This is a genomic window from Pararhizobium sp. DWP3-4 (genome assembly GCF_049898205.1).
Lineage (GTDB): Bacteria > Pseudomonadota > Alphaproteobacteria > Rhizobiales > Rhizobiaceae > Pararhizobium.
In genome coordinates, this window is sequence record NZ_JAFCXF010000013.1 from 18,893 (window position 1) to 44,303 (window position 25,411).

Below are 25,411 nucleotides of genomic sequence, written 5' to 3' on the forward strand. Positions count from 1 at the left end.
CCGATTGTTTATCCGGGGCACGACCACCAGCCGGCTCTTACTACTTGTCCACCGCGTCCGCCGAGCTGCCACGACAGCGTCCGGCCCTCGCCCGAGGCGTTCGCCCGGTCAAGGCAATGCCGCCGGTTAATTGAGGTATAACCTAGGTTGTTAAGAACACCCACCTTCCCGTCTACGCTCGGCCCTCGGGTCCAACTACCTCCTAGTGGTCCAAGTTTTCGTCCGCATCCCCCTGGGTCAGCTCTCAGTGCAAGTCACAGCATGAGTTCATTTTTGTACCTGCTTCGGAGCCCGACCAACGGCTGTGCAATATCGATGTCGCCGCGCGAGGCCATTGCATCCTCCATGTTGACAAAGAAACGGTCTCACAAACTAGGCTCGATCGGCCAGTGGTCCGGGTTTTGGTTGCGCGCCTGGATCCATGCAAGCATCTCCCGATGTTACTCTAACGCACAGTCAGCGCCGCGGCCGCCATCAGCCCGCCAATCAGTGCAAAATGTCCAAGGCAATCTGCATCGCCTCCATCCTTTTCGGCGGCTGGAATTTCCAGAACCGATGGCCGAGCGGTATCGACAGGAATGTGAAGACACCGAGCCAGCCAGCACCGAGCCAGCCAAGCTGAAATGCGTTCGTGACCAGGAGGACCGAGCCAGCCAACTCACTTACAATCATCGCAGCAACGATGTATTTGGGTGTTGAAAACCCGTGTTGGCGGATGTCGCGACCATCACCTCGAATTTCAACAACCCCAAGAGTCCAGCGATCCAGAAGAAGCTTGTCAAAACGGCACGTGTGATCAGCTCAAAGGCATCGCTGACCAGAATGGCCTCGATTATTGTCGGCATGTTTCAATTCCTGCAACAACTATCGCCTCCGAACAGCATGCTCGGAAGCGCTTTCGATGGTTGGATCTCAAACGAGATCGAAGACCTCGCTCATCGGGCGGCGCGGCTTCTGCGGCCAGTTTTCGTCCGTGGCGTATCCGACGGCCAGAAGAAGGACGGGCAATTCGTTTGCCGCCAGTCCGAACTCACGGCTGACACCGTCAGGATCAAACCCGATCATCGGAGTAGATCCTAGACCCAGCGACTTCGCCGCGAGAATAAGTGTCATTGCGCTGAACGTTGCGCTGCGAACAGCTTCGTCACGGGCGCGCTGAGGCTGTTCGAAGTACAGATTCTTTGCAGCACCGGTCCAACCCGCGACCATGCTCTCAGGCATGATCCCCGCAGCGACCACTGGAGAAAGACGTGCTGGCATGTCCGTATGGTCTGCAACGACGCCGCAGACGATGAATGTTACGGCGGCATCCGTGATTTTGGGCTGATCCCAACCAACTGCGCGCAGGCGAGCTTTGGCATCCACTGACCGGACGGCGATGAGCCGCCAGTTCTGCAGATTGAAGGCGGACGGAGCAAGCAAGGCGAGACGAGCGAGCTCGGCGACCTGCGCATCGGTTATGTCGCGTGAGGCATCGTAGAGATTGGTCGTGCTACGCTGCTCGATTGCATTGATGATCTCGTGGGTCATGGAACTTTCCTTTTCATGGGCGTGACTCCGCGCGGTGCAGGGCGCACTCGGGAGAGGATGTTGACTGTGTGGACTTCAATTTTCGTCAGGCGATGGTTTCGACCACGCCGCCGTCGACGCGTAGCGCTGCTCCCGTCGTGGCAGATGCCTGTTCAGAGCTGATGTAGAGGATCATGTTGGCGACTTCATCGACGGACGATGCGCGTTGGATGATCGAGGAGCTGCGATGCGATTTGATGAAGCTCTTCGCCACTGAATCAAGACTCTCGCCGGTCCGCTCTACTTCAGACTGAAGCATCTGCGAAACTCCCTCGGAAAGGGTGGGGCCAGGAAGGACCGAGTTCACCGTGACACCGGTTCCGGCCAACCGCTTGGCGAGCCCTCGTGAAATAGACAGCTGGCTCGTCTTCGAGAATCCGTAATGGATCATGTCATGGGGAATGTTGAGCGCCGACTCGGAGGATACGAAGACGACACGCCCCCATCCGCGTTCCGCCATGCCCGGAGCATAGGCGCGCGAGATCCGAACACCGGACATGACATTCGTCTGGAAGAAGCGATCCCACTCGGAGTCTGGAGTTTCGAAGAAATCCTGCGGGCCGTAGATGCCAATATTGTTGATAACGATATCAAACGCAGGGTGCTCCTCTACCAGCCGATCGCACTCGTCGGCGGTACCGAGGTCACCAGCGAAGCCAAAAACACGCCGTCCACCGCCCAGTCTTTCGATGGCTGAACTGACACGTTCTTCCTTGCGACCGTTGATAACCACGTCCGCGCCGGCTGTATGAAAACCCTGGGCGGCAGCAAATCCAATGCCGCCGGTGGAACCCGTGATAAGGACCTTTCGGCCTGTAAAATCTATGTTCATTGGAACCCTCGGTGTGTTGTGAGGGTAATCTGGCTCTATTCTATGAACTTTATAATCGGCTCCAGATCGACAGGACATTTCGAGATAATCGAAAGATCATCCGGTCAGACCGAATCCGATTTCTTTGCTGAGATGATCGACCAGTGCAGCGGTCCGTCTGCTGGTTGGCCCGCCGGGTTGCACGGCATAGAGATCGACAGGCCCGGCAACATAGTTGTCCAGCGCTGTTTCCAGCTCTCCAGTCCTGAGCTCGGTGCGGATATCCCAGTCGTTCTTCAGTACGACCCCAACGCCTTCGACCCCCCATTCTCGAAGGATCGCGCCATCGCTGGCCTGCCTGTCGCCTGAAACCTTAACATTGAAATGTCGGTCGCCGTCCCGAAAGGGCCACGCCGCCAATGGCGAACCCGGCCTCGACAGGATGAGACAATTATGATCCGAGAGATCTGCGGGGTGATGTGGTTTTCCTGCTCTACGCCAGTAGTCAGGCGACGCACAGACAAGCCGACTTCCCCTGACAAGCAGGCGAGCACGGAGTGACGAATCCGCAAGCGGCCCGTATCGTAGCGCCAGATCAACTCGATCTTCTATCAGATCGATGGTGCTGTCCGTCAAAATGAGCGAAATGCTGATTTGGGGGTGCAGCGCTTGAAAAGCATCGAGGTGAGCTCGGAGCTGTGATCGCCCGAAATCATTGGTGGCCGTAACCTTGATCGGACCGGACAAGGGTCCACTTTCGGAAATCCCGTTCAATGCAGCGTTCCATTCCGCGAGAATCCGACGGGCATCGATCAGCAAACGTTCGCCTTCATGAGTGAAGACGAGCCGCCGTGTGGTTCGCGTCATCAGGCGGGCGCCAAATTCTTTCTCGAGCTGCGTCACCGCAAGTGCAACTGTCGATGTCGCGATGGTGCGTTGGCGTGCCACGCCTGAGAAGGATCCCTCCTCCGCCACGTCAACAAAAAGGCGTAGCGCGTCAAGACGATCCATATTGCGAGCTTTTCAAACAGTTATGTTGAATCCACGGCAATTATAGCCAATTTCGCGAGGTAATATAGCAGGGAAAATGTCGGTCAAGCACTGTCGGCCCGAACCCGGTCGATCGGCCGGACAGCACGTTGGATTGCGATTCTATCGCCGAAAAGAAACATGGCGCTGTAACGCCAGCAACGACCCCGTGGTTGCGAGCAAGAAGGCGCGCACTAGGCAAGGAATGAGCTTCTGGAGCTCCCGAACGTCGAGAAGTCGAATGTGTTTTCTTTTCGTCAACACCGCAACACGGCGTACCCGAAATGCTCTGCAAGGTTACCGTCGTTAACCATCGCTTATCGATGGTGGATTGATTTTACCGTGCAAATCGCGAAGGAGCTTCTCCTTTTGCAAATCTCGTGGCTCAGGCCGCATCCCGTCCTGCCCCGAGGTGGATCGCGGCCTCCACAACGTCTAGCAGGCCAGGGAAGCGCTCGTTCAGCTCGGCACGCCGAAGTGCGTTCATATGTGAGACACCTTCGTTACGGGTCGATACAAGACCCGCTTCACGCAACACCCGAAAGTGATGTCAAGACGCGCAACGTCAAGGACTTCGTTGCCTGCGTTATCGTGGTCGACCCCGGCTGAAGTGATTTCGCACCGTGCACTTAAACCGGACCTTTTTTTAAATAAGCGCACCACTCGTAACGCGGTTATAACGACCGATAATGTTGCATTATCGCTTGTTTCGTCTTGCCGCTTCCGCTGCTGCGTATAAATCTACTGTTAGCAGCCTGATGTAGTATCACCAGCCAAGAGTTGCCATATCGTAAACATGCTCCGCCCCTCCCCCTTACGGTTGCCCACGGTACGTGGCTGCCGTCATCCTAAACGGGCCTTGTCCAAGACCTTGACGCGGTATAAATAGCTAGACAGGCTAGATTGGAGCGGAATATGGAATGGCAGCTACAAGATGCGAAGAACAAGTTTTCAAAGGTTATTCAGAAAGCCAAGTTTGAGGGCCCGCAGGTTGTGACTTTGCGGGGCAAGCGGACTGCAATCGTGCTGTCGGCGAAAGAATATGATGCCCTTAAGGCCGGCCGGCCGACGCTCGTCGACGATCTTCTTGCCGCGCCGCCGTGCGATGATTTGTTTGCCGATTATATTTCGGCCCGCGAACGGTCGCCCAGCCGTGGTTTGGCATCCTGATGTATCTCGTCGATACCAGCCTTGTATGCGAAGCAACACGCGGCGTAGCGGAAGCGGTCACCTGGCTGCGCGCGCAGGACCCTGCCGCCATCTATCTGAGCGTCGTCACACTTGGGGAAATCACGCGCGGGATTGCACAAAAGCAGACGACGGATCGAAGAGCCGCGACCGATCTTGCCGAATGGTTGCGTAAGCTCCGGCATGACCACGCCGGGCAGATACTCCCGGTCACGGATAAGGTGGCCGTGGAATGGGGACGGCTTGCTGCTCTTTGCCCCGGCGGTGATATGGACGGGCTGATCGCAGCCACTGCGATTGTCCATGACCTCATTGTCGTTACGCGCAACAGCGCTGACTTTACCGGCGTCGGCATAGCTGTCATCAATCCGTGGGATCTCGCTTGATGGTGTTGAAGGTGTTGAAGGTGCTGATATGACGGGTGACAAAAGCCAAACTATCCCTCCTGAGGCTGGTTCTCCTGTCCCTCTTCCCGCGGTCTCTGACGCGGCCTCCGTCGACCGGTCCACCACTCTTCCTGCCCACCTCGATGGTCTTGCCGATCGTGCCCGCGGTTATGTCGAGGCCGCCAGCTCCGCCAATACGCGGCGTGCCTATGCGAGCGACTGGAAGCATTTTGCTGCCTGGTGCCGGCGCCAATCTCTTTCCACCCTCCCCCCTGAGCCGCAGATTGTCGGGCTCTACGTCACCGCCTGCGCGTCCGGTGCCGTTGGTGCAGACAGAAAGCCTAACTCCGTTTCGACGATCGAACGCCGTCTTTCCTCCCTCACCTGGAATTACGCACAGCGCGGTCAGCCGCTTGATCGCAGGGACCGGCACATTGCGACGGTTATGGCAGGCATCCGCAACAGTCACGCCCGGCCGCCGGTGCAGAAAGAAGCGGTTATGCCGGAAGACATCATAGCCATGCTTGAGACGCTCGACCGCGGAACGCTACGCGGGTTGCGTGACCGGGCGATGCTGCTGATCGGTTTTGCCGGCGGGCTTCGCCGCTCCGAGATTGTAGGGCTGGATGTCAAGAAGGACCAGACGGAGGATGGTCGGGGGTGGATCGAGTTATTGGACAAGGGCCTGATCGTCACCCTGCGGGGAAAAACCGGCTGGCGCGAGGTTGAGATCGGCCGTGGTTCGTCGGACGCCACCTGCCCTGTCGCTGCGCTCGATACATGGCTGAGGCTGGCCCGGATCGCGCACGGCCCATTGTTCCGGCGAGTGACGGGTCAAGGCAAAGCCGTGGGCGCCGACCGTCTGAACGATCAGGAAGTCGCCCGCCTGGTCAAACGGGCAGCACTTGCTGCCGGCGTGCGCGGGGATCTCACCGAGGGCGAGCGGGCGCTAAAATTCTCCGGCCACTCGTTGCGCGCCGGCCTCGCCTCTTCGGCGGAGGTAGACGAGCGTTACGTGCAAAAGCAACTCGGCCATACGTCGGCGGAGATGACGCGCAAGTATCAACGCCGCCGTGACAGATTCAGAGTCAATCTGACGAAGGCTGCCGGCCTCTGAGCGATTCTGCGCCACTGGAGGATTGAAGCATCAACTCCGATGAGGTGGATGTCCTTGCAAACATGGTTTTGGAATCTTCTCACTGCAATGAGACAGCGGTGACCGTTGTTTCTCGTCTCACGAACTGGCGGTGGAGCAGGGACCTGTGAGCTGTGGATGATGCGCCCCAAGCGGTAGCCGCCTACTCCCACATCCAAAGTCTCTCATGATCTTTGTCTGCCAGAGCGCCAGTCTTACGCAATTGTTGGCAGGCTCAGCGCGCAAAAATATGGCTCGGTTGCTTGACTGCAGACCGATAAGGAGCGGGATCATCGCGTCCTCCATTGCCCGAAAATGTCGTTGCGAGGCGTCGCTATGCAACGGGAGCGAACGGACGCCGCCATGCGAGCACGGATACCACCGTCGGCCGTAACGGCTGTAGATGAATTGGGAGCCATGCCAACGACAAGCCTAATCCTTACAATCAGGGCCGGGCGCAGGTGCGATGCCGATTGCAAATGGCCTGCCGTCAAGCGCGGCGAATCCCTTCATTTGTCAGCGCTCAAGTGGAGGCAGGCGCTCGGTGCGGTCCCCACTGCAACTTACATGGCAGTCAGGAGCGGGGCTCTTTCGCCCCGTGCAAAAGTTGTACGTGTACAACGCGGTTTGTTTTGCATTTTTCCGCGCCAAGTCGTCGTGACCTACTCAATGAATTCTCTGCCTATCGCTTCAATCAGAAGCCAGCAGGGATGCGCTAAGCCGTGTCTTACGGTCATCCAAAACAAAGTTCAAACTCAAGGCGATCCCGAATTGCAGAATGGCAGGTGGCAAAAAGGGAGGAATGCGGGCCATATTATATTTCGTGGGAAACCTCCGGAACGGCCTTGCGGCCTATCGCGCGATGGCGAGTTGTACATGTACAACAAAAGTGCCCCGAGTCGCCGTGCTTTCGGTTAATCTTTTGTTAACGAAAAAGACTTTGCCACGCCGGATAGAATCGGGCCTAATGAGATCAGCGCATTTTATGCGCTAATTAAAAAATAAGCGCGGATTGAGTCGGGGCCAATATGTTGAACATCGCAGGCAATAAGAATGGTGAGAGCCTGCGCTCTCTGATCTCGTCTGATGCGGAGGAATTGTCGCGTCAGTTGCAGGCGCACCAGCAGCGGACCTTTCCCCCCACGGCTCAAAAGAGCATTCGTCAATTCACGCCTGCGGAAGCCGCCGATTTCATCGGTATCCATCAGGGCTATCTCAGGCAGATCGTCGCCGATGGGCATGGACCCGAACCGCTGGCAAACGGTCGCCGCCAGTATTCGGTTCAGGATATCGAAAATCTTCGCCACCTTCTTGATGAAGGGGGGAAGGGGCCTCGCAAATATGTCCGCCATCGCCGCGACGGTGAAAAGCTTCAGGTCATCTCCGTGATGAACTTCAAAGGCGGTTCAGGCAAAACCACAACATCGGCACATCTTGCACAATTCCTTGCTCTGCGCGGCTATCGGGTTCTGGCGATTGACCTTGATCCGCAGGCATCACTGTCCGCGCTGTTTGGTCATCAACCTGAATTTGACGTCGGAGAGAATGAGACGCTCTACGGCGCTATCCGTTACGATGCTGCCAAGCGGGATGTCACCGACATCGTTCGCGCCACCTATACGCCCAATCTCCATATCATTCCGGGAAACCTGGAGTTGATGGAGTTCGAGCACGAAACGCCCAAGGCTCTTGCGGGCAGGCATAAAACGGATTCGATGTTCTTTGCCCGCATCGGAGAATGCCTGGCGGAGATCGAAAGCGCCTACGACATCGTGGTGATCGACTGCCCGCCGCAATTGGGATTCCTGACGCTTTCGGCACTTTGCGCGGCGACGGCCGTCCTTATCACGGTGCACCCCCAGATGCTGGATGTCATGTCGATGAGCCAGTTCCTGCATATGACCGGTGATCTCTTGTCGGTTGTCGAAGAAGCCGGTGGTTCGATGGACTACGACTGGATGCGGTATCTCGTGACGCGGTACGAGCCAAATGACGGGCCGCAATCGCAGATGTCAGGCTTCATGCGCTCCATTTTTGGAAACCGTGTCCTGGAAAATTCGATGGTCAAGTCAACGGCTATTTCGGATGCTGGGCTCACCAAGCAAACACTTTATGAGGTGGACAGAAACCAATTCACCAGAGGCACCTATGATCGTGCGCTTGAATCGCTCACTGCCGTGAATACGGAGATAGAGGATCTCATCAAGCGGACATGGGGAAGGAAGTAGTTCATGGCCCGTAAGAACGTTTTCAGTTTGATTGAATCCGACGTGAGCCCGCAGGTGGAGAATGAACCGCCGTTTGCGAATTCGCGCCCGCTCGCCGGTTTTGAAAAGCCGCTGAAACGTGCCAGTCCCGTTGGCGCGATATCCCAGTCGCTCGGCGGTGTTCACGAAAAAGCACAGCGCGTCGATGCCTTGGAAAAGCAACTTGCGCAGGGGCAGGCGATTGTCGAGCTCGATACCGCAGCGGTGGACAGTTCGTTTGTCGTCGATCGGCTCGGAGTAAGCTCTGAGGATCAGGAACTGCTCGTATCGCAGATTCGCGAACACGGCCAACAAGTCCCTATTCTTGTTCGTCCGCATCCCGAGAGGGAAGGGCGCTTTCAGGTTGCTTACGGGCACCGCCGTCTGGCCGCCATCAAAAAAATTGGGGGCCCCATTCGCGCCGTTATCCGCGATCTGACGGACGAACAGCTTGTCGTCAGCCAGGGGCAGGAAAACAATGCGCGCACCGACCTGACCTTTATCGAGCGGTCCTTCTTCGCATCACGCCTGGAAGAGCGGAATTTTAGCCGCGATATCATCATGTCGGCATTGGGCGTCGATAAGGCTGCTCTTTCGCGCATGATCGCCCTGGTGAACCGTCTTCCGTCTGAACTGATCGAAGCGATCGGCGCTGCCCCCGGCTTTGGCCGAACGCGCTGGGCCGAGCTTGCTGATCTGATTGAAGACGATAGCCGGAAATCAAAAGCTCTCGAGGCCATTCTGATGCCTGGCTTTGGTAGCCTGACATCAGATGCCCGCTTCCAGGCAGTCTACGACCGGCTAAGGGAGAGCAGGGACAAGGCGCGAAGTGCTTTCTGGAATGCCGGCGCTCAGCGAAAGGCCGTGAGAATATCCGAGACGGGCGACGCATTGAAGCTCGCCTTCGACAAAACGGTTGAGCCCGAATTCGGCGCTTATGTCGAAAGTCAGCTGTCCGCTCTCTACGAAGATTTCGTGCGATCGAAAGAGACAACAGGAACAGGAGACTGAACCGCAAAAGAAAAAGGCCCCCAAACGTTTCCGTCGTGGAAGCCCTTCTCTGAAGTTTAGCAGCTAGAGAATCACATTTTCACGAATCATAGTCAAGAGTCTTTGGCATCGTTTTGGTGAGCAGATTTCTTTTGCCTGTTACAAGGTGAAGAAAATGCAGATTGAAAGTGTGACGACGCCCTTCGGGCGGCGGCCGATGACGCTTGCCATGGTGGCAAATCAAGTTTTGGCTCAGGAAATCGAGCCGGAAAAGTCGGTCGACAAGTGGAAACTCTATCGCGCTTTGTGCGAGGCAAGGCCGCGCCTAGGTGTAACGGACCGCGCGTTGGCCGTCATGAATGCTCTTTTGAGCTTTTACCCGAAAAATGAGCTGTCAACGGATAACGGCCTGGTCGTGTTTCCGTCCAATGCGCAGCTTTCACTGCGTGCCCATGGGATGGCCGAGCAAACGCTGCGCAGGCATTTGTCGGGCCTTGTCGAGGCTGGCCTTCTGTCACGCAAGGACAGTGCCAACGGCAAGCGTTTCGCGCGCCGTGACAGGGCAGGAACGATCGACGAAGCATTCGGCTTTTCCCTGGCGCCACTTTTGGCCCGCTCGCACGACATTGAGCGTCTGGCAGACGAGGTCATTGCCGAGCGGCTGCATATCCAGCGGCTGCGAGAGCGATTGACCATCTGCAGCCGTGACGTATCGAAACTGATCGAGACCGCTCTGGACGAGGGCATCCCGGGCGACTGGATGACCACTCACGTGCATTATAGCGCCCTGATGGGGGCACTGCCACGCAAGCCGGGAGCGACGGAGCTCACCGCAGCACTGGGCGAGATCGAAGCATTGCGGGAAGAAGTTACCAAGCAGTTGGAAATACAGATTAATAGACAAAAACTAAGCGGCAATGCCTTACAAAACGAGCGGCATATACAGAATTCAAAATCCGACTCTACATCTGAATCTGAACCTGCAAAAGAAAAACAGCAGGGGGAAAATTCCGTGAGCGCGCCCAAAGCGAGACGGGAACCGATAAAGGCGTTCCCGCTGAACATGGTGCTGTCGGCATGCCCGGAAATCATCATGTATGGGCCGGGCGGCGGCGTTTCCAGCTGGCGCGATCTGATGGGCGCCGCTGTGGTGGTTCGATCGATGCTCGGCGTCAGCCCGAGCGCCTATCAGCTGGCTTGCGAAATTCTCGGACCTGAAAATGCCGCCGCGGTGATGGCATGCATTCTGGAGCGTGGCGGCCAGATCAATTCTGCCGGCGGCTATCTTCGGGATCTGACACGCAAAGCAGAAAAGGGCGAGTTCTCGCTGGGGCCGATGTTGATGGCGCTGATGCGCGCAAATGCGCCCGGAGCCCGGAAAGCCGGGTAGGGCAGGCCTCTTGGCGAACTGGTGGCAGCAACTTTGTCTAGGCTGGTCTGCGCAGACGCGGCGCTTGATCGTCGATCGGCGGAGGAGAATGAAAATCCTCTGGAGGGGCCGGCCGGCCGACGTGAAAGCCTTGGACCTGATCGATGCGAAATTCACGCATGAGCTCCAGCTGCTCGTCCGTCTCGACGCCCTCAACCAGAATCTTGTGACCGCGATTGCGGACCAGGCCGATAATATCCTGCAGCATGGCTTTACCCCTCGGGGTGCTGCTGTCGTGCAGAAACGAGCGGTCGATCTTGACGGTGTCGAAATCAATGAGACGAAGCCAGGAAAGACCGGCAAAACCAGTTCCGAAATCGTCAAGCCAGATACGAATCCCCAGCATCTTCAAATCACTGATGCAGCGCAGGATGTCCGAGTTCATCTCCATTTCGAGACCTTCGGTGATCTCAAAGGCAAGTCTGCCGCCGGCAACGCCGGTATCTCCAAGTATCGCCGCGACAGATGTGGCGAAACCCGGCGTCTTGAGTTGAATGGGCGAAACGTTGACGCTGACGACACGAACATGATTGTCCATCAAAAGTTCGGCGCAGACTGTTCGGATCGCCCAGTATCCAAGGTTCAGAATGGCGCCTGTCCGCTCCGCGATCGGGATGAAAAGGCCGGGAGCGACAGCCGTTCCGTCGAGCATCTTCAGGCGCATGAGAGCCTCGACGGCTTCGACGCGTCCGGATGAGACATTGCGGATCGGCTGATAGACCAACGATACGAGGTTCTGACTGGTGGCTATTTTGAGGAGAGCCGCGATATTTTCGCTTTCGTCACTGCTATGCGGATCATTGGGGTCGAACAGTTTGGCGCAGTTGCGTCCGCTTGCCTTGGCACCATACAAGGCGCGATCGGCCTCATGAATGATCTTTTCGAGTTTCGTGCCAGCTTGGCTTCGGGTGAACGCAGCACCGACACTGACCGTGACGATCGACATCCCATCGCGGCGCTGCTGGTGCAACAGACCGAGGTTTTCCACGGTCCGGCAGATATTTTCCGCCAGTTCCGCCACCTGTTCCAGTGTCTCCAGCCGCGCGAGCACAATGAATTCTTCGCCGCCGTAGCGACCGATCGAACCGTTGTACCTTTTAATGGAATCGGCAAGGGCGTCGGCAACCAATATAAGACAGCGATCGCCTTCCTGATGACCATAGCAGTCGTTGTACTTCTTGAAGAAATCGACATCGATGAGGATTGCCGTAAAACTGGTGCCGTATTTCTGCCAGCCGCTCCAATAGTCCCTGAGCCTTTGATCGATGGCTCTTCGGTTTTCCAGTCCCGTTAAAGGATCGGTATTGGACAGTCTGAGCAGTGCATCGCCTCGTTCGGACGCCTCTTTTTGCTGAACCTTTGCTTCAAGAGCGTTGAGGAAAACCTTGTACCTCTCTCTGTTCAGCTTCCAGTTGACGTAAGAGGTAAAAACAAAACAGGAGATGCAAAAAGTGCCAAATGCGAGCTTGTAGGACGGGTCTACGACCGGAAATGATAGCAATGCGGCCAGGAAAATTAGAAGAATGATGGCCGAGGCAACCAAGGAAAGGCGGAATTGAAAGCTGAAAAACAGGTTGACGCTCATCATGAAGATTGCGCCGAACACCATGTAATAGGAGATACTAATGGTGTCCGCCGTCATCAACGATGGATATAGCCACCCGGCATAGGCCACGACGAGGCCAGTCGCGCAGGTCGTATCGATGACATCGGCACTGGCATTCCAGCGAACCTCCGCTTCCAACACGAAGAAGGCAATCGTACCGATAATGAAACGCGATGCGATCACATAGTTCGCAACGTCTGGGACAAGCAGGATGTCGGTGATCGAAAACAGGAGATAGACGGCAATCGCGATCCACATTCCCTGTCGGGTATCCTGGCGACGGATGCTCTGGCCCTGTTCCAGGTAGAGTGTACGAAGCTCCGCCGAAGCCGGTCTCGGCGGCTCAGCATTGAGATCGATCTCTACTACATCGGCCAGCGTGTGCTTCATGCACGTTCCATGGGGTTGCGTCGCATCCTTCCGCCCTAGAACTGCCCTTCCGACAACTTTCATCAACCGACGCGTTTGAACGCGCAAGGCAGAGACGAAGCCTATCAATAAAAGGCAGCACTTTTCGGCACGATATTGGACGTACATTAAGTTTTCCTGAATTTGCCGAAGGTTAGCTTCTAGTTCGACAGAACCAACTGATACGCGAGCGCGTTAACCATGCCATGCGGATACGTGCAATTTTGATTGGCACTGCACTCGTTTTTCCCCATAGTGTTAATGATCTATTAACGCATGAGGCTCGTGTGACCCAAATCAAGATTGCTTTTGACGGCGAAAGCCTGATTACCCCTGCGGCCATCAACACAGAACTATCTTCCTCCCAAACTGACCTCCATTATGAGCAGCTGGCAACTGGCCGTGTGGAGGTTGCCCTTGCGCTGAAGATTGCGCAGCAACAAATTCAGGACGATCAAGACCCGGCGCTGATCATTCATCGTCTGATTGGCACGCTTCATGAGACGCGTCGCAGGTATCATCATAATGTCTGGCAAGAATTGATCCCGATCGTTCAGAACCACCCGGTCGCGGATTTTTTTCACGAGGATCCCTTCACACGCTGGTCGTTCATGAAGCCACGTGGTTATTCCGGCGATGCTCAGCTGATTGATTTCATCTATGGTCACCCGAGTGTTGCCGACGAAATTGCCAAGGCTTCGCCGCTTGGCAAGGAGCTTTACGGCTACACCAGCCAGTCGCCGTCACCGGTGGCTGTGCGGGAACGGCGCGATCTTCTGACGCGCTATGTCGATGAAATTGCAACTGAAAAAGGACCAGGAACCGAAATCCTGACTGTGGCAGCCGGCCATTTGCGCGAGGCCGACAATTCTGTCGCTCTGCGGGAAAAGCGGATCAAGCGTTGGGTCGCCCTTGACCAGGACCCGCTGAGCGTTGGTTCGATGGTCCGCGATTTCAACGGCACATGTGTCGAGGCGATCGATGGTTCCGTTCGTGGCCTGCTGACGAAATCGCACACGCTCGGCAAGTTCGACTTCATCTATGCGGCAGGTCTCTACGATTATCTGGCCGACAAGGTGGCGATCAAGCTGACCCAGACTTGCCTGGATATGCTCAAGCCGAACGGCGTGTTTCTGTTCGCGAATTTCTCGCGTGACGTCGATGACGACGGTTACATGGAAACCTTCATGAACTGGGCTTTGTTGCTGCGTTCGGATGTGGAAATGTGGAACATCATCAATGCCAGCGCCGACCGCAATGCGGTCGAAGCACGTGTGGAATTCGGCGAAAACCGCCATATCGTTTACGGCATTATCCGCAAACGCAGCTAAGGTTTAAGGGGGCGGCAAAACCGCCCCCAGTCCATCAACCCTTGAACTGATATTGCTCGATCGATGCCGTTTTCATCTCAATGGAAAAGCCGGCAGACTTCGGTGGCATATAGGCAGCATTCTCGATCACGCACGGCTCGATGAAATGCTCGTGCAGGTGGTCGACATATTCGATCACCCGACCGTCCTTGGTGCCGGACACGGCAACATAGTCGATCATCGACAGATGCTGGACATATTCGCAAAGGCCGACGCCGCCGGCATGCGGCCAGACCGGCAGGTCATATTTGGCCGCAATCAGGAGAACCGCCAACACCTCGTTCAGCCCGCCCATGCGGCATGAATCGATCTGGACGATATCGATTGCGCCTTCGGCGATGAACTGCTTGAACATGATGCGGTTCTGGCACATCTCGCCCGTCGCGACCTTGACGGCCCCGATACCGGCGCGGATCTTGCGGTGTCCGGCCACGTCGTCCGGGCTGGTCGGCTCCTCGATGAAGAACGGCTTGGCGAACGCCAGCTTGTTCACCCATTCGATCGCCTCGTTTACCTCCCAGACCTGGTTGGCATCGATCATCAGGTAACGATCCGGACCGATTACGTCGCGGGCGATGCGCAAACGACGAATGTCGTCCTCAAGATCGCGACCGACCTTCATCTTGACGTGGTTGAAGCCGGCATCGATCGCTTCCTGGCAGAGACGGCGCAGTTTCTCGTCGTCGTAACCGAGCCATCCGGCCGATGTCGTGTAGCAGGCGTAACCTTCCGCCTCGAGCGTCGCGATACGCTCGGCCTTGCCTGCCTCGGCACGCTTCAGAATGGCGACGGCCTCATCGCGGGTCAGCACATCGGTGAGATAGCGATATTCGACGATATCGGCGATTTCTTCGGCCGTCATATCGGCAACCAGCCGCCAGACGGGCTTTCCGGCCTGCTTGGCGAGCAGGTCCCAGACAGCATTGACGACGGCGCCGGTGGCAAGGTGCATGGCACCCTTGTCGGGACCGATCCAGCGCAACTGGCTGTCGCCAGTCAGATGCCGCCAGAATTTGCCGGGATGGGCGAGAATTTCCCCGAGTTCAGCGCCGATGACCAAATGCTTCATCGCATTGATTGCTGCGCAGCAGATTTCGTTGCCACGGCCAATGGTAAACGTCAGGCCGTGACCCGAAAGTCCATCCGTGTCGGTGTCCAGAATGACGTAGGCTGCGGAGTAGTCCGGATCAGGGTTCATCGCATCCGAACCATCAAGGCTTTGCGAGGTGGGGAAGCGCAGGTCGAAGACACGGAGATCGGTGATGCGGGTCATAGGTTTGCTCCGAAAAATATGGGCGGCAGGCTGTGGTTTAGGGACCTGGAAATGGCAGATGCAGAGAAGCCCCGCATCGGCCAGAACCTCAAATGTCTGCCCGTGTGGTTTGCTTCTGGCTTCCGAGACCCTCGATACCGAGTTCGACGACATCGCCGGGCTTCAGGTAGCGCGGCGGCTTCATGCCCATGCCGACGCCGGGCGGGGTGCCGGTGGAGATGATGTCGCCGGGATGCAGCGACATGAACTGGCTGAGATAGGAAACGAGGAAGGCGGCACCATAGACCATGGTCTTGGTCGTGCCGTTCTGCACGGTTTCGCCGTTGACCTTCAGCCAGAGCCCGAGATTCTGAGGATCGGTGACTTCGTCCTTCGTCACCAGCCAGGGGCCGATCGGGCCGAACGTGTCGCAGGACTTGCCCTTGGTCCACTGGCCGGAGCGTTCGATTTGGAAGGCGCGCTCGGAAACATCGTGAACGGTGCAATAGCCGGCTACATAATCGAGGGCGTCGGCTTCGGAGACATATTTGGCTGTCTTGCCGATGACCACACCGAGTTCGACTTCCCAATCGGTCTTTTCAGAGCCGCGCGGGATGAGCACATCGTCATTGGGGCCGACGATTGCCGATGTCGCCTTCATGAAGACGACGGGTTCCGGCGGAACGGCCATGCCGGATTCGGCGGCATGGTCGGCATAGTTGAGGCCAATGCAGATGAATTTGCCGGTTCCAGTCACGCACGGACCGATGCGCGGTGTGCCGGTGACAAGCGGCAAGGTCGTGGGATCGAGCTTTGCCAGCGCGGCAAGTGCCGCGGGGTGGATATCCTTGCCGCCGATATCGGAGACATGGCCGGAGAGATCCCGGATTGCCCCGTCAGCGTCGAGGATGGCCGGCTTTTCAGCGCCGGGTGCGCCATAGCGAAGAAGTTTCATCGGTGTGTTTCCTGTTTTAAGGCGTCAGATCGTCCAGCCGCCGTCGATGGCGTAGGCTTGGCCGGTCGTATAGGTGGCGCCTGCGAGATAGACGGCGAGGTCGGCGATCTCTTCCGGCGTGCCGAGCCGGCCCATCGGCTGGCGGGCGATGAAGGCGGCGCGGGCGGTATCGTAATCGCCCTGCGAGCGCATGCGCTCCTGGAGCGACGGGCTTTCGACCGTACCGGGGCAAATGGCATTGCAACGGATTCCCTGCGCAACATAATCGGCGGCAACGGCCTTGGTCAGGCCGATGACGGCCGCCTTGGTGACGCCATAGGCGAAGCGGTTCGGTACACCCTTGATGCTGGAGGCGACCGACGACATGTTGACGATCGAACCGTCACCGCGCGCCAGCATGCCGGGCAGGACGGCGCGAATGGTCCGGATCATCGCCTTGACGTTGAGGTCGAAGGCGAATTCGAGATCGCTATCCTTCATCTCCAGAACCGAGCCGCCGTGAACGACGCCGGCGCAATTGAACAGCACATCGATATCGCCGATTTCGGCAACCAGCGTCGAAACGGCATCGACTTCCAGCACATTGAGAATATGCGTCGTGATGCCGGTCTCTTTGGACAGATTGGCAAGCGCATCGGCATTGATGTCGGTGGCGTGGACGATCGCGCCCGCGCGGGTGAAGGCGAGGGCGGACGCTTGGCCTATGCCTTGCGCTGCAGCGGTGATCAGGACTTTCTTGCCGGTCAGATTGGCGGTCATGTCATTGGCCTCTATTAGGTTTTCTTGCGTTCGACGATAAGAATGTGATCGGCGGCGAGCACGACTTCGCCGCGTTGGTTGATAACTTCGCAGCGTTCGGTAACGCGGCCGGATGCAGGCCGTTTCGGGTCGTCATCCTTGGCCGCGATCGTCACGCGCGTGCGGATCGTATCACCAATGTGGACGGGACGGACAAACCGCAATCGATCATAGCCGTAGGAAAATGCGACCGGATTGATCAGGGACGCAGTCAGGCCAACACCGATGGAAAAGATCATCGTGCCATGGGCGATGCGCTGGCCACCGGGCAGGGTTTTGGCGAATTCGGCATCCATGTGATGCGGGAAGAAATCGCCGGTATGGCCGGCATGGACAACGAAATCGGTCTCGGTGATGGTGCGGCCGATGGTCAGCCGGACAGAGCCGAGTTCGTACTCTTCGAAATGGATAATCTGTTCGCTCATGGTCGAAATCCCGGTAGCGGCGCAATTGGGGTCGCTGGCCGCGCGCTGGATTGATAGGCGGCTTCGACCAGCGCCATGGTCTGCCAGGCATCTTCGACGGAGCCGATCAGGATGTCGTCTTCGCCGGAGGCAAAGCGCTGCAGGTTGGCCATGCGATTGGCAAAGGCATCGGGAAACCATGCGCCTTGCAGCGGCACGGAAATCCACTCCTTGCCACCGGATGGGCGGATCCAGAGTTCGTCCGGCTCGCCGCGCGGATAGTCGAGATTAACGCCGAGCTTGACATAGGCAGCACCTTTGGTGCCCGAAATGCGGAACTCGCAGGCCTGAAATTTGCGGCCGAAATCATGATCGTGATTGACCGAGACAACGCAGCGCAGCCTGTCGCCGTAATCGAGAATGGCCGCCGTACGGGTTTGGGCGACGTCATGGTTCGGATGGCCGATGGTTTTGGCGTGCACACCGAGCGGATTACCGATCAGGCCACGGATGAAATCCAGATAGTGGATCGAATGCATGGCAATCTCGATGCGCGGTAGGCCCTGGAGGAAAGGCCACAGGCCCCACGGTGTCGCCAGCGCCAACCAGGCATCGAAATCGACGATTTCGCCAAGGAAACCGCGCTCGATCGCATCTTTCAGGGCCAGCATCATCGGGGCGAAACGCAACTGGAAATTGACCGCAGCCTTCAGCTGCCGGGCGCGGCAGATATTGAGGATTTCTGTCGCTGCGGTCAGGTCGGAGCCCATTGGTTTCTGGATCAGCGCAGCAGCGCCGGAAGGCAGCTTCGAGAGGATAGCGGCATGTGTCGCAGGCGGCGTCGCGAGATCGAAGACCGCATCTTTGACCGTGAGCGCCTCATCTTCACTGGCAAAGGCGCGGATACCCCAGGTTTCTGCCAGTGCACGCGCTTTGTCAGCATTTGGATCGTAGAGACCGGCTACCGGGAAACCGGCGCTCCTGTAGGCAGGCAAATGGGCATCGCCGACGATGCTTCCGGCGCCGAAAATGACGATGGGGCGCGGTGCCGTAGGCTTTGGCCACCATTGGCGAAGGGTTGCCGGATCGAAATGCTCAGTCATGATGAAACACCTCCTCCATCATTGCCCACCACTCGCCGACTTTGCGGGTGACAAGCGGTTTCTGGCAGGCCATGCAGACGGACCACCATTCCTGGTTTTTCGGATGCGCCGCCATCTTCGCCATATCGGCGCCGAAATCGGTTCCAACATATTCCCAGTAGCCGAACAGCAGGTTTTCCGGCTCCTTCAGGAAGATCGAATAGTTGGTTATGTTGCAGTCCGAGATCAGGGCAAGAATCTCTGGCCATACAGCCGCGTGAAGGCGCCTGTATTCCTCGACCTTTGTCGGCTCAAGCCCGATCACCATGCTCATGCGCTGCATTATCGTCCCCTGTCAGGCCCGGAATTCGCGGGTGAATTCTTCGACTGAGCGCGATTTGACCGCATCCCAGTCCCAGGCGATGCCGATGCCTGGCTCGGACGGTGCGAGCGCCTTACCATCGACAATCTCCATGCGCTTTTCAGTCAGATCGTCGAGCTGGGGAATATACTCGACATATTTGCCGTTCTGTATCGCGCAAACGAGGCTGACATGCAGCTCCATCAGGAAATGCGGGCAGACGGGAATGTCGAAGGCCTCCGCCGCATGGGCAACCTTCAGCCACGGCGTGATGCCGCCGATACGGGCGACGTCGACCTGAACGATCGAGCAGGCGCCTTTCTGCATATATTCGCGGAAATGGCGGATCGAATATATCGATTCCCCGACAGCAATCGGCGTCGTTGTCGAACGCGAGAGGCGGATATGGCCGTCGAGATCGTCAGCGGGAAGCGGCTCCTCGATCCAGGCGAGATCGAGCTCCTTCAGACGCCCGGCGCGCCGGATGGCTTCGTCGACGGCAAAGCCCTGATTGCAATCGGTCATGATCTCGAAGGCCGGACCGACGGCGGCGCGCACGGCTGACAACCGGTCGTAATCTTCCGAGCCGTGCGGACGGCCAATCTTGATCTTGGACCCGGAAAAGCCTTTCGCCTTGGCCTGCAGCGCATCATCGACCAGCGACTGCTTGTCGATATGCAGCCAGCCGCCTTCGGTGGTGTAGAGCGGGCAACGGTCGCGGGCGCCACCGGCAAGTCTCCACAGCGGCAGGCTCTGCTTCTTCGCCCGCAGATCCCACAGGGCAATATCGACAGCTGCAATAGCCAGCGCCGTGATCGGGCCGATCGTCGTCGCGTGCGTGGCAAATTCCATCTTGTGCCAGATCGCCTCGATGCAGTCGGCATCCGCGCCGATCAGCAGCGGTACGAGATGGTCCGACAAAAGCCGCATGACGGACGAACCGCCGGTACCGATCGTGTAGCTGTAGCCGGTTCCGGTCGCGCCGTCGGAATCGGTGATGGTGACGAAGGGGGTTTCCTGGCTGACAAAGCTCTGGATCGCGTCGGTCCGCTTCACCTTCGGCTGAAGGTCGACCATGCGCAGTTCAATTTTTTCAATACGGGCCATCAAAAATTCCTCAGGCTACCAGGCTCTTGCCGGTCGTTAGGTCAAACAGGTGCGCTTGCGAAAGATCAAAGCTCATCTTGATGGTCTGGCCAGAGGGCAGGGGGCGGGGATTGAGCATGCGCGACACCCAATCGCGGCCGTTGAAGCCGACGAAGACCAGCGTCTCATTGCCAAGCGGTTCGGTGATGGAAACCGGCAGTTCCTGTTCGGCAACCGCCTCGGCATCGCCGGAATTCAGACCGTGGCCGGTTGGGAAGAAATCGTCGGGCCGAAGACCAAATGTCAGCTTTTGACCGGCCGTCAGGCTCGGGCGGAATTTCGGCGGGATTGGCAGGGTGGCGCCGCTGGCGAACACCAGCTTGCCATCATCCACCGTCACGTCGTCCATATTCATCGGCGGCGAGCCGATGAAGCCGGCAACGAACTTGGTCAGCGGCCGGTTGAACACCTCTTCCGGCGTGCCGATCTGCTCGATATGGCCGTCGCGCATGATGACGATGCGGTCGGACAGGGTCATCGCCTCGACCTGGTCATGCGTGACATAGATCATCGTTGCCTGCATGCGGGCATGCAGCTTCTTGATCTCGGTACGAACCTGCGTGCGCAGCTTGGCGTCCAGATTGGACAGCGGCTCGTCGAACAGGAACACATCCGGGCGCCGGACGATTGCCCGGCCCATGGCCACGCGCTGGCGCTGGCCACCGGAAAGCTGCGACGGGCGGCGCTCCAGCAGATGCGACAGGTCGAGAATGGCGGCGGCATCCGCCACCTTTTCCTTGATTTCCTCGACCGGCCGGCCGGCGATCTTCAGCGAAAAGCCCATGTTCTCGCCCACCGTCATATGCGGATAGAGCGCATAGGACTGGAATACCATCGAGATGTTGCGGGCGCGGGGCGGCAGGTCGTTGACGACATTGTCACCGATCTCGATCGTGCCGCCGCTGACATCTTCGAGGCCGGCGATCATCCGCAACGTCGTCGATTTTCCGCATCCGGACGGGCCGACCAGGGCGATGAACTCACGGTCCTTCACTTCGAGATCGATGCCGTGCACCACTTCCAGCGCGCCGTAGCGCTTGACCAGTTTCTTGAGACTGACGGGAGCCATGAAATTATCCTTTGACCGCGCCGAAGGTGAGGCCGGAGACGAGGTGCTTTTGTATGATGAAGGTGAGGGTCAGCGCCGGGATGATCATCACGACGGCGAGCGCGCACATGCCGCGCCAGTCGATGGTGAACTCGGCGGTGTAGTCCAGTAGGCCGACCGGCAGCGTCTTGGAATTCACCGAGCGGGTGATCTGCGACGCCAGCGCATATTCGTTCCACGAGATCAGGAAGGCAAAGATGCCGGCTGATGCGATGCCGGGGCCTGCCAGCGGAAATTCCACCTGCCAGAAGGCCTGCCAGCGCGTGCAGCCGTCGATCTGGGCAGCTTCCGCCAGATCCTTCGGTACTTGCCGGAAGAACCCGTCGATCAGCCAGATGGTGAACGGCACGTTGAGCGCGACATAGGTGAGGATAAGCGCGAAATGCGTATCGATGATACCGGTACGGGCAAAGATCATGAACAGGGGTAGCGACAGCGCGATGCCGGGTACGGCGCGTGTCAGCATGAAGCCTAAGAAGATAGCCGATTTGCCCCGGAACTTGTAACGCGCAAAAGCGTAGCCCCCGGCCATGCCGATCCCGAGCGCAATGAACGTCGAGGTGATCGAGACGATCAGCGAATTGCGGAAATAGGACCAGACCGGAATACCGCCCTGGCCGGCACCTGAAAACATCGATCGATAAGCGTCCAGCGACAGGTCTTGCGGAATCCAGACGGGCGGCTTTGCCATGATTTCGACGGTCGGGCGCAGCGAGGACAGGATGATCCAGAAGCCGGGCAGGCAGATGATCATCATCGCCACGAACAGGGTGATGATATGGGCGAGCGAATAGAGGCGCTTGCGCAGGCGGTGGGACGAATTGATATCCATTACCACTCAGCTCCGATCTGCTGGCGCGCGGCTGCGAGCTTGCGGAAGAAATAGACGGTGAAGAGAATCGACAGCACGATCGCAAAATAGGCCATGGCATTGGCCAGCCCCATGCGGGCGTCGCCATAGGCGGTGCGTCCAACCAGGGTCCACAACAATTCGGTGCGCTTGGCCGGGCCGCCATCCGTCATGATCTTGACGATGTCATAGGCTCTCGCAACATCGAGCGAACGGATGGTCATGGCGATGAAGGCGAACGGCATCAGATACGGCCAGGTAATGTAGCGGAACGTCTGCAGCGGCGTGCAGCCATCGACATGGGCTGCCTCGATCGGGTCACGCGGCATGGCCAGAAGCCCGGCTAGGATCAGGATGGCAAAGACTGAGGTCGAGGACCAGACTTCGGCAACGGTGATCGAAAACAGCGCCAGATTGCCATTGATCAGCCACGGGATCGCCTGGTCTGTCAGCCCCAGTGCCTGCAGGCCGTTGTTGACCAGGCCGATATTGTCATTGAACAGGAACTTGAACTGGAAGCCGACGAGTACCGGTGAAAACATCATCGGAAACATCATCATGGTGCGCAGCAGTCGCTGGCCGCGCACAGCCTTGGACACCAGCAGCGCTAGACCGAGGCCGAGCAGCATTTCGGCATTCAGCGCAATCGTCAGGAACAGCACCGTGCGGCCGAACGCGACCCAGAAATCCCAACTTGAAATGACGGTGATATAGTTGCGCAGGCCTATGAAGACGTAGAGCGATTCCGGCTTGGTCAGGCGAAACGGCGTGAAGCTCGAATAGAAAGACAGCGCCAGCGGCACAACGACGACTGCCGCGAGAACCAGGAACGCCGGAAACAGCAGCAGCACCGGTGCCGATAGTCTGGATAGTTTCATGTCGCGCCCTTTGATTTGCGCCGGAAATTGAAAGCGGCGCCACGGCAAAAGCCGTGGCGCCGCGTCAGTTCAATCAAAGCTTGCCGGCATCCTGCAGGATGGTCGTGGCCTTTTCGGCAGCGCTATCGAGCGCCTGCTTGGAGGTCTTGTCGCCAAGGATCGCAGCCTGAAGCTCCGGATAGACCGAGTTGGAAATCTCGATCCACTCGGCTGTCTGCGGAACCGGGAAGGCGTGTTTTGCCGCTTCCTGGAAGGCCTGCAGCACTTCGGTCTTGTAGGCGTCGCCCTCGGCGGCCTTGATGTTGAAATCCCAGACGGCGCTGCGTGTCGGCAGCGGACCGGTTGCCGATTCCAGCTTCTGGCTGTCTTCGTTGGTCAGCCACCAGACCAGCGATGCGGCGGCTTCCTTGTTGGCGCAGGATTCCGTAACCGAGAAGCCATGGTGACCGGACCAGCCGGTGCGCTTGCCCGACGAACCTGCCGGCTGAACCTTCACGCCGACATTGCCGGCAACCTTGGAGGATTTCGGATCGTTGAAGAAGCTCGCCCAGCCAGGCCAGTCGAGATTAAGCGCGATCGAGCCGGACGCGAAGCCCTGACCAAGGTCGTCCCAGAGATAGTTGGTGGTGCCGGCCGGAACGGCCTTGTCCTTGTAAAGCTTGACGAACCAGTCGAGCGCGCGCACGCCGGCGTCCGAATTGAAGGCCGGGCGGCCGTCCTTGTCGAGATATTCGCCGCCTTCGGCAACCAGCATTTCGTAGAAGCGGCCGTTGATTGCCTCTTCCTTGCCGGCAAACTGCGTGCCGTAGAATGTCGGCGGCGAGGAGAAGAATTCGGCCTGGTCGGTGACCTGCGCCCAGGTATCTGGCGGTGTTAGGTCATAGCCGTATTTGGCTTTGAATGCGGTCTTCTTGGCTTCGTCCTGATAGAGGCTCTTCTGGTAATACAGCGCCGAAACGTCGAACTGGGCGCGCGGCAGCATGACCAGCTTGCCGTTAAGCGTCGAGGCGGCGATCAGCGCCGGCACGAACTTGGCGATTTCCTCGGCCGGGATCAGCGGCGTCAGGTCGGTGTAGATATCCGGATATTGCGGCGCGAACGACGAATGGTTCGAGCCGACGCACCAGCTGAGGCCACCGGTGGCGATATCCGACTTGATTTCCTTGTCGAGCTCGAAATGGTTCTTCTTCGAGAGGATGTTGACCTTGGCGCCTGTCGCCTTTTCCCACTCGCCGATGCGCTCATAGAGCTTTTCATATTGCTGGCCGCCGATGAGCTTCGCATCGATGGTCACGCCGTCGAATTTGCCGGGCAGGTCTGCGGCTTGTGCCGCGACCGAGCAGGCAAACAACATTACTCCGGCTGATACGCCGGAAAGCAGCTTGTTCATGATTTCTCCTCCTCACGTCCACACCATTCCCAATGGTGGGAATTCCTCATTTGTGAGGAATTGATTTATATACAAACAGCAAATGCACCCTTGCGTCAAGCCGCAACTTTGCTTTGTCGCGCGCCTCGTATGCGTATATGAAGTAAGTCATTTACAGGGGGATGTGTTGATGGACGCTGATGAATCCGACCGTTACCGCGCGCCGGCGCTGGACAAAGGGCTCGATATTCTCGAGCTTCTGGCCGGTGTCGATGGCGGCCTGACGCAGGCCGAGATTTCCAAGAAGCTGGAGCGCAGTCCGAACGAGTTCTACCGCATGCTCGACCGGCTTGTACGGCGCGGTTACGTGACGCGGATCGATGGCGACCGTTATTCGCTGACGCTCAAGCTGTTCGGTCTGGCGCAGCTGCATGCGCCGGTCCGGCGGCTGGCATCCTATGCGACGCCGCTGATGCGCGAGCTTGCTCAACGCAGCCGCCAAGCCAATCACCTCGCGGTGTTCGACCGTGGTTTTGCCGTGGTGATTGCCCAGCAGGAAGCCCCGGATTACTGGGGCATCTCGATCCGGGTCGGCTCGCATATCAGCCTGTTCGATACCGGATCTGGGCATGTGCTGCTCGCCTTCCGCAGCGAGGAAGAGCGCCAGATGATGATTTCCGAACATGTCAAAAGCCAGTCGGAGCCACCGCTGTCTGAGGACTTCTTCGAACGGCTCGACCGTATCCGCCAGCGCGGCTACGAAATGATGGCCAGCGCGCAGACCGCCGGCGTCTACAATCTGTCAGCGCCGATCCTGGGGCCGGACGGGCGCGGCATTGCCGCATTGACCTGCCCCTATATCGCGCTGGTCAACGCCCCGTCCGCACCGGATATCACCGAGAGCATTGCGCTGTTGCAAAAGACCGCTGCGCAGCTTTCGCTGCTGGCCGGATCGGACGTCAACCACGCGGAATGAGCATCGGTTAGATACACGGGTAGAGGCTGAAATTCCTATTTGAATGATATCTTCTTATGTGAAAT

24 protein-coding genes are annotated in these 25,411 nt (G+C 58.0%); 8 read left to right on the plus strand and 16 right to left on the minus strand.

The window, feature by feature from the left end:
• Positions 1 to 668: 668 nt before the first annotated feature.
• From ACP7E6_RS25080 to ACP7E6_RS25095, 4 genes are all read right to left on the minus strand, one after another.
• Positions 669 to 845: a hypothetical protein gene (locus ACP7E6_RS25080; RefSeq protein ID WP_426232405.1), complete on the minus strand. Its 177-nt coding sequence runs from the start codon at positions 843 to 845 to the stop codon at positions 669 to 671.
• A 67-nt stretch (positions 846 to 912) separates the two neighbouring features.
• On the minus strand, positions 913 to 1,530 hold the full coding sequence (locus ACP7E6_RS25085) for a nitroreductase family protein (protein WP_426232406.1): 618 nt from the start codon (positions 1,528 to 1,530) through the stop codon (positions 913 to 915).
• 85 nt (positions 1,531 to 1,615) lie between these two features.
• Positions 1,616 to 2,401 carry an SDR family NAD(P)-dependent oxidoreductase gene (locus tag ACP7E6_RS25090; protein WP_426232407.1) on the minus strand — a complete coding sequence of 262 codons (786 nt, stop codon included), beginning with the start codon at positions 2,399 to 2,401 and terminating at the stop codon, positions 1,616 to 1,618.
• Between the two features lie 96 nt (positions 2,402 to 2,497).
• Positions 2,498 to 3,391, minus strand: coding sequence for a LysR substrate-binding domain-containing protein (locus ACP7E6_RS25095; protein ID WP_426232408.1), 894 nt, complete (start codon positions 3,389 to 3,391; stop codon positions 2,498 to 2,500).
• Positions 3,392 to 4,324: 933 nt separating this feature from the next.
• On the opposite strand from ACP7E6_RS25095, the gene ACP7E6_RS25100 reads away from it, so the two are divergent.
• The 6 genes from ACP7E6_RS25100 (at position 4,325) to repC (ending at position 10,744) form a co-directional block, all read left to right on the plus strand.
• Entirely contained in the window at positions 4,325 to 4,579 is a 255-nt protein-coding gene (locus ACP7E6_RS25100) for a type II toxin-antitoxin system Phd/YefM family antitoxin (RefSeq protein ID WP_426232409.1), read from the plus strand.
• On the plus strand, positions 4,579 to 4,983 hold the full coding sequence (locus tag ACP7E6_RS25105) for a type II toxin-antitoxin system VapC family toxin (RefSeq protein WP_426232410.1): 405 nt from the start codon (positions 4,579 to 4,581) through the stop codon (positions 4,981 to 4,983). The genes ACP7E6_RS25100 and ACP7E6_RS25105 overlap by 1 nt, the downstream gene beginning before the upstream one ends.
• A 28-nt stretch (positions 4,984 to 5,011) precedes the next feature.
• Positions 5,012 to 6,100 (plus strand): site-specific integrase, encoded by a 1,089-nt coding sequence (locus ACP7E6_RS25110; protein WP_426232411.1) that lies wholly within the window; start codon positions 5,012 to 5,014, stop codon positions 6,098 to 6,100.
• A gap of 1,046 nt (positions 6,101 to 7,146) precedes the next feature.
• Positions 7,147 to 8,346, plus strand: a complete 1,200-nt coding sequence (gene repA / locus ACP7E6_RS25115) for a plasmid partitioning protein RepA (protein WP_426232412.1) — start codon at positions 7,147 to 7,149, stop codon at positions 8,344 to 8,346.
• 3 nt (positions 8,347 to 8,349) lie between these two features.
• Positions 8,350 to 9,375 carry a plasmid partitioning protein RepB gene (gene repB / locus ACP7E6_RS25120; protein ID WP_426232413.1) on the plus strand — a complete coding sequence of 342 codons (1,026 nt, stop codon included), beginning with the start codon at positions 8,350 to 8,352 and terminating at the stop codon, positions 9,373 to 9,375.
• A gap of 154 nt (positions 9,376 to 9,529) precedes the next feature.
• A complete protein-coding gene (gene repC, locus ACP7E6_RS25125) occupies positions 9,530 to 10,744 on the plus strand; it encodes a plasmid replication protein RepC (protein WP_426232495.1) in 1,215 nt (404 codons plus the stop codon).
• A gap of 37 nt (positions 10,745 to 10,781) precedes the next feature.
• Here repC and ACP7E6_RS25130 read toward each other — a convergent pair whose 3' ends face one another.
• Positions 10,782 to 12,779 carry a putative bifunctional diguanylate cyclase/phosphodiesterase gene (locus ACP7E6_RS25130; RefSeq protein ID WP_426232414.1) on the minus strand — a complete coding sequence of 666 codons (1,998 nt, stop codon included), beginning with the start codon at positions 12,777 to 12,779 and terminating at the stop codon, positions 10,782 to 10,784.
• A gap of 305 nt (positions 12,780 to 13,084) precedes the next feature.
• Here ACP7E6_RS25130 and ACP7E6_RS25135 point away from each other — a divergent pair, with 305 nt between their 5' ends.
• Entirely contained in the window at positions 13,085 to 14,128 is a 1,044-nt protein-coding gene (locus ACP7E6_RS25135; protein ID WP_426232496.1) for a class I SAM-dependent methyltransferase, read from the plus strand.
• A 34-nt stretch (positions 14,129 to 14,162) separates the two neighbouring features.
• On the opposite strand, the gene ACP7E6_RS25140 is transcribed toward ACP7E6_RS25135, so the two are convergent.
• From ACP7E6_RS25140 to ACP7E6_RS25190, 11 genes are all read right to left on the minus strand, one after another.
• Complete coding sequence (locus ACP7E6_RS25140; protein ID WP_426232415.1) at positions 14,163 to 15,440, minus strand: L-fuconate dehydratase; 1,278 nt, start codon at positions 15,438 to 15,440, stop codon at positions 14,163 to 14,165.
• A gap of 88 nt (positions 15,441 to 15,528) precedes the next feature.
• Entirely contained in the window at positions 15,529 to 16,374 is an 846-nt protein-coding gene (locus tag ACP7E6_RS25145) for a fumarylacetoacetate hydrolase family protein (protein ID WP_426232416.1), read from the minus strand.
• 24 nt (positions 16,375 to 16,398) lie between these two features.
• A complete protein-coding gene (locus ACP7E6_RS25150) occupies positions 16,399 to 17,133 on the minus strand; it encodes an SDR family oxidoreductase (RefSeq protein ID WP_426232417.1) in 735 nt (244 codons plus the stop codon).
• 14 nt (positions 17,134 to 17,147) lie between these two features.
• On the minus strand, positions 17,148 to 17,597 hold the full coding sequence (locus ACP7E6_RS25155; protein ID WP_426232418.1) for a MaoC/PaaZ C-terminal domain-containing protein: 450 nt from the start codon (positions 17,595 to 17,597) through the stop codon (positions 17,148 to 17,150).
• Complete coding sequence (locus ACP7E6_RS25160; RefSeq protein WP_426232419.1) at positions 17,594 to 18,679, minus strand: Gfo/Idh/MocA family protein; 1,086 nt, start codon at positions 18,677 to 18,679, stop codon at positions 17,594 to 17,596. Before ACP7E6_RS25160 ends, ACP7E6_RS25155 begins: the two co-directional genes overlap by 4 nt.
• The gene (locus ACP7E6_RS25165) at positions 18,672 to 19,001 is read right to left on the minus strand and encodes an L-rhamnose mutarotase (RefSeq protein WP_426232420.1); all 330 of its coding nucleotides are present in this window, start codon (positions 18,999 to 19,001) and stop codon (positions 18,672 to 18,674) included. Before ACP7E6_RS25165 ends, ACP7E6_RS25160 begins: the two co-directional genes overlap by 8 nt.
• 12 nt (positions 19,002 to 19,013) lie before the next feature.
• Positions 19,014 to 20,126 (minus strand): mandelate racemase/muconate lactonizing enzyme family protein, encoded by a 1,113-nt coding sequence (locus ACP7E6_RS25170; protein WP_426232421.1) that lies wholly within the window; start codon positions 20,124 to 20,126, stop codon positions 19,014 to 19,016.
• A gap of 10 nt (positions 20,127 to 20,136) precedes the next feature.
• Positions 20,137 to 21,234 carry an ABC transporter ATP-binding protein gene (locus ACP7E6_RS25175; RefSeq protein ID WP_426232422.1) on the minus strand — a complete coding sequence of 366 codons (1,098 nt, stop codon included), beginning with the start codon at positions 21,232 to 21,234 and terminating at the stop codon, positions 20,137 to 20,139.
• 4 nt (positions 21,235 to 21,238) lie between these two features.
• The gene (locus ACP7E6_RS25180; protein WP_426232423.1) at positions 21,239 to 22,105 is read right to left on the minus strand and encodes a carbohydrate ABC transporter permease; all 867 of its coding nucleotides are present in this window, start codon (positions 22,103 to 22,105) and stop codon (positions 21,239 to 21,241) included.
• Positions 22,105 to 23,001, minus strand: a complete 897-nt coding sequence (locus ACP7E6_RS25185; RefSeq protein ID WP_426232424.1) for a carbohydrate ABC transporter permease — start codon at positions 22,999 to 23,001, stop codon at positions 22,105 to 22,107. The genes ACP7E6_RS25180 and ACP7E6_RS25185 overlap by 1 nt, the downstream gene beginning before the upstream one ends.
• A 73-nt stretch (positions 23,002 to 23,074) precedes the next feature.
• Positions 23,075 to 24,391 (minus strand): ABC transporter substrate-binding protein, encoded by a 1,317-nt coding sequence (locus ACP7E6_RS25190; RefSeq protein WP_426232425.1) that lies wholly within the window; start codon positions 24,389 to 24,391, stop codon positions 23,075 to 23,077.
• Positions 24,392 to 24,560: 169 nt separating this feature from the next.
• Here ACP7E6_RS25190 and ACP7E6_RS25195 point away from each other — a divergent pair, with 169 nt between their 5' ends.
• Positions 24,561 to 25,346: an IclR family transcriptional regulator gene (locus ACP7E6_RS25195; protein ID WP_426232426.1), complete on the plus strand. Its 786-nt coding sequence runs from the start codon at positions 24,561 to 24,563 to the stop codon at positions 25,344 to 25,346.
• The last annotated feature ends 65 nt before the right edge of the window (positions 25,347 to 25,411 follow it).

Excerpts from the sequence above, each read along its gene's own strand:
- ACP7E6_RS25110 (WP_426232411.1), top strand. The coding sequence starts at position 5,012 with ATGACGGGTGACAAAAGCCAAACTATCCCTCCTGAGGCTGGTTCTCCT.
- ACP7E6_RS25185 (WP_426232424.1), bottom strand. The coding sequence starts at position 23,001 with ATGAAACTATCCAGACTATCGGCACCGGTGCTGCTGCTGTTTCCGGCG.
- ACP7E6_RS25165 (WP_426232420.1), bottom strand. The coding sequence starts at position 19,001 with ATGCAGCGCATGAGCATGGTGATCGGGCTTGAGCCGACAAAGGTCGAG.
- ACP7E6_RS25150 (WP_426232417.1), bottom strand. The coding sequence starts at position 17,133 with ATGACCGCCAATCTGACCGGCAAGAAAGTCCTGATCACCGCTGCAGCG.
- repC (WP_426232495.1), top strand. The coding sequence starts at position 9,530 with ATGCAGATTGAAAGTGTGACGACGCCCTTCGGGCGGCGGCCGATGACG.
- ACP7E6_RS25160 (WP_426232419.1), bottom strand. The coding sequence starts at position 18,679 with ATGACTGAGCATTTCGATCCGGCAACCCTTCGCCAATGGTGGCCAAAG.
- ACP7E6_RS25095 (WP_426232408.1), bottom strand. The coding sequence starts at position 3,391 with ATGGATCGTCTTGACGCGCTACGCCTTTTTGTTGACGTGGCGGAGGAG.
- ACP7E6_RS25155 (WP_426232418.1), bottom strand. The coding sequence starts at position 17,597 with ATGAGCGAACAGATTATCCATTTCGAAGAGTACGAACTCGGCTCTGTC.
- ACP7E6_RS25190 (WP_426232425.1), bottom strand. The coding sequence starts at position 24,391 with ATGAACAAGCTGCTTTCCGGCGTATCAGCCGGAGTAATGTTGTTTGCC.
- ACP7E6_RS25140 (WP_426232415.1), bottom strand. The coding sequence starts at position 15,440 with ATGACCCGCATCACCGATCTCCGTGTCTTCGACCTGCGCTTCCCCACC.
- ACP7E6_RS25195 (WP_426232426.1), top strand. The coding sequence starts at position 24,561 with ATGGACGCTGATGAATCCGACCGTTACCGCGCGCCGGCGCTGGACAAA.
- ACP7E6_RS25100 (WP_426232409.1), top strand. The coding sequence starts at position 4,325 with ATGGAATGGCAGCTACAAGATGCGAAGAACAAGTTTTCAAAGGTTATT.
- ACP7E6_RS25180 (WP_426232423.1), bottom strand. The coding sequence starts at position 22,105 with ATGGATATCAATTCGTCCCACCGCCTGCGCAAGCGCCTCTATTCGCTC.
- ACP7E6_RS25170 (WP_426232421.1), bottom strand. The coding sequence starts at position 20,126 with ATGGCCCGTATTGAAAAAATTGAACTGCGCATGGTCGACCTTCAGCCG.
- repB (WP_426232413.1), top strand. The coding sequence starts at position 8,350 with ATGGCCCGTAAGAACGTTTTCAGTTTGATTGAATCCGACGTGAGCCCG.
- ACP7E6_RS25130 (WP_426232414.1), bottom strand. The coding sequence starts at position 12,779 with ATGAAGCACACGCTGGCCGATGTAGTAGAGATCGATCTCAATGCTGAG.
- ACP7E6_RS25145 (WP_426232416.1), bottom strand. The coding sequence starts at position 16,374 with ATGAAACTTCTTCGCTATGGCGCACCCGGCGCTGAAAAGCCGGCCATC.
- ACP7E6_RS25175 (WP_426232422.1), bottom strand. The coding sequence starts at position 21,234 with ATGGCTCCCGTCAGTCTCAAGAAACTGGTCAAGCGCTACGGCGCGCTG.
- ACP7E6_RS25105 (WP_426232410.1), top strand. The coding sequence starts at position 4,579 with ATGTATCTCGTCGATACCAGCCTTGTATGCGAAGCAACACGCGGCGTA.
- ACP7E6_RS25080 (WP_426232405.1), bottom strand. The coding sequence starts at position 845 with ATGCCGACAATAATCGAGGCCATTCTGGTCAGCGATGCCTTTGAGCTG.
- ACP7E6_RS25090 (WP_426232407.1), bottom strand. The coding sequence starts at position 2,401 with ATGAACATAGATTTTACAGGCCGAAAGGTCCTTATCACGGGTTCCACC.
- repA (WP_426232412.1), top strand. The coding sequence starts at position 7,147 with ATGTTGAACATCGCAGGCAATAAGAATGGTGAGAGCCTGCGCTCTCTG.
- ACP7E6_RS25085 (WP_426232406.1), bottom strand. The coding sequence starts at position 1,530 with ATGACCCACGAGATCATCAATGCAATCGAGCAGCGTAGCACGACCAAT.